The sequence below is a fragment of the Micromonospora sp. genome (genome assembly GCF_048594385.1).
Taxonomy (GTDB): domain Bacteria; phylum Actinomycetota; class Actinomycetes; order Mycobacteriales; family Micromonosporaceae; genus Micromonospora; species Micromonospora wenchangensis.
Window position 1 is genome coordinate 1 of sequence record NZ_JBMDWU010000629.1, and the last position, 3,052, is coordinate 3,052.

A 3,052-nucleotide genomic window follows, 5' to 3' on the forward strand; every position below is an offset into this window, starting at 1 on the left:
GGTGGGGGGGTGTTGATCGACGACGGGGGGCCGTTGTGGGGTTATCCCGCCCCGGGTATCCGGCAACATCGACGACATGGTGAGCAACGCCGGCCGGTCCGGGGCGGGCGTGGCGGGTCGGTCAGCCCCGGGAGACCACCTCGCCGACCACGGTCGGCATCGCCGCCCAGTCGGCCGACGCGACGCTGGCGTGGGCGGCGGCGAGCTGGGCGAGACGGGCGCGGGCAGCCGTGACGTCGGTGTTGCCGACCGCCGGGGGGACGTTCTGCGCGTCGGTCATCACCAGCAGGTAGTGATTGGTGTCGTACCAGGAGGTGTCGATGCCGCCGGTGACGTACGCGCTGGCGTCGCCGTCGAACAGGACGAACCACGGGCGCAGGCCGGTGTCCGCGTACCTGGTGCGCGGGTCGCCGGACTGGGCCCGGTGCACCGCCGGGAACGCCTGCGCCTGACCGAGGGTGCCGGCCGCCGCCAGGCCGGCCAGGTGCTGGGCGTACTCGATGTCGGTCCAGAGGGTGTCGGTGGGGTTGCCCTCCTCGACGGTGCCGGGGATCAGCTCCACGATCACCTTCCCGGCGAGCTGCCCCCGGGTCGGCCAGGCGTTCGCGCGGGCGGCGGCATCCAGGGTGGCGTACCCGCCGCGCAGGTCGGCGGGGCGGAACACCCGGCTGCCCAGCCGGGCGGCGAGCACCGCGTCGAGCTGCACCGGCCCCTGCCCGGTACGGCTGCTGAAGCCGGTCTTCAGCTCCAGCTTGAGTTGGAGGGGCCCGGCGTCGGGGTGGGCGTCGAACCAGAGCCGGATGTCGTCCAGGCAGTGCTCCAGGTTCTTGTTGCGGGTGCCGGTGTAGAGCTGCGCGGGGGTGGTGGCGGCGACGCAGTTGTTGTCGTTGCCCAGCGGGTTGGAGTGGCTGACCCGCCACTGCTTGGTGATGATGTCCGGCCAGACGTCCAGCTCGATCATTCCGGGGCGGGCGTCGAGCGCCTGCGCCAGATAGGTGTACGTCCCGCGTTCGTACGCGTTGTGCGTGCCGACCACGGTGGTCGCCGAGACCCGGGTGCCGGGGTCCACGGCGGCCGAGGCGGGGGCGGCGGTGCTGAACACCGCCGCGACCACCGCGACCGACGTGAGTGCCGACAGGAGACGGGAACCGCGCATGGATACCTCCTCGCAGGGCGGTGCCGGTCACCGCACCCGCACAGATCAAAGACGATGAATGTGAACGAGGGAAGGCCCGGTTCCGGCGGGACGGTTGCCCCGGCGGGTGCGCCCGGCGGTGGATAGGGTCGTCGGGTGAACCGACTCGCCCAGGCCACCTCGCCGTATCTGCTCCAGCACGCCGACAACCCGGTCGACTGGTGGCCGTGGTGCGACGAGGCGTTCGCCGAGGCGAAACGGCGCGACGTCCCGGTGCTCATCTCGGTCGGCTACGCCGCCTGCCACTGGTGCCACGTGATGGCGCACGAGTCGTTCGAGGACGAGACGGTCGGCGCGCTGGTCAACGCCGGCTTCGTGGCGGTCAAGGTGGACCGTGAGGAACGGCCCGACGTCGACGCCGTCTACATGACCGCCACCCAGGCGATGACCGGCCAGGGCGGGTGGCCGATGACGGTCTTCGCCACCCCCGACGGCACCCCGTTCTTCTGCGGCACCTACTTCCCGAAGCCCAACTTCGTCAGGCTGCTGGAGTCGGTCGGCACCGCGTGGCGGGAGCAGCGGGAGGCCGTGCTGCGGCAGGGCGCCGCGGTGGTCGAGGCGATCGGCGGCGCCCAGGCCGTTGGCGGCCCCACCGCCCCGCTCACCGCCGGGCTCCTCGACGCCGCCGCCGACCAGCTCGCCGCCGAGTACGACGAGACCAACGCCGGCTTCGGGGGCGCACCGAAGTTCCCGCCGCACATGAACCTGCTGTTCCTGCTCCGGCACCACCGACGGACCGGCTCGGCGCGCAGCCTGGAGATCGTCAGGCACACCGCCGAGGCGATGGCCCGGGGCGGCCTGCACGACCAGCTCGCCGGCGGGTTCGCCCGCTACTCGGTGGACGCCCACTGGACGGTGCCGCACTTCGAGAAGATGCTCTACGACAACGCCCTGCTGCTGCGGGTCTACACCCAGCTGTGGCGGCTCACCGGCGACCCGCTGGCCCGCCGGGTGGCCCGGGACACCGCCCGGTTCCTCGCCGACGAACTGCACCGCCCCGGCGGGGGTTTCGCCTCCGCGCTCGACGCCGACACCGACGGGGTGGAGGGCCTCACCTACGTCTGGACCCCGGCGCAGCTCGTCGAGGTGCTCGGCGAGGACGACGGCCGCTTCGCCGCCGACCTGTTCGACGTCACCGAGGGCGGCACCTTCGAACCCCGCCCGGCCGCCGGGTCGGACGGCGGCGCGGACGCGGCCGGGCACGGCACCGCCGGCACCAGCGTGCTGCGGCTGGCCCGGGACGTCGACGACGCCGACCCGCAGATCCGGGACCGTTGGCGCAGCGTGGTGGGCCGGCTGTTGGCCGCCCGGGACACCCGCCCCCAACCGGCCCGCGACGACAAGGTGGTGGCCGCCTGGAACGGCCTGGCGATCACCGCGCTCGTCGAGTTCCTCCAGGTCGTCGCGATCCGGGTGACCTCCGACGACGAGGACGCCAACCTGATGGACGGGATCGCCATCGTCGCCGAGGGGGCGCTGCGTGACGCCGCCACCCACCTGGCCGACGTGCACCTGGTCGACGGTCGGCTGCGGCGGGCCTCCCGGGACGGCGTCGTCGGCGAACCGGCCGGCGTGCTGGAGGACTACGGCTGCGTGGCCGAGGCGTTCTGCGCGCTGCACCAGCTCACCGGCGAGGGACGCTGGCTGGAACTGGCCGGCGGCCTGCTCGACGTCGCGCTGGCCCGGTTCGCCGCGCCCGACGGCGGGTTCTACGACACCGCCGACGACGCCGAACGGCTGGTCGCCCGGCCGGCCGACCCAACCGACAACGCCACCCCGTCGGGGCGGGGGGCGGTCGCGGCGGCGCGGCCCGCGGCCGCGGCGGGGGGCGGGGGGCCCCGCGACCGGGCGGGGGGC

2 protein-coding genes are annotated in these 3,052 nt (G+C 74.1%); one reads left to right on the forward strand and one right to left on the reverse strand.

The genetic code is table 11. The annotated features are described in order from the left end of the window. Positions 1-121: 121 nt before the first annotated feature. Positions 122-1,156, reverse strand: a complete 1,035-nt coding sequence (locus ACOJTC_RS32910; protein WP_420119805.1) for a phosphatidylinositol-specific phospholipase C domain-containing protein — start codon at positions 1,154-1,156, stop codon at positions 122-124. Positions 1,157-1,291: 135 nt separating this feature from the next. Here ACOJTC_RS32910 and ACOJTC_RS32915 point away from each other — a divergent pair. After that, positions 1,292-3,052: thioredoxin domain-containing protein (locus tag ACOJTC_RS32915; RefSeq protein ID WP_420119806.1), on the forward strand; the 1,761-nt coding region annotated here is incomplete at its 3' end.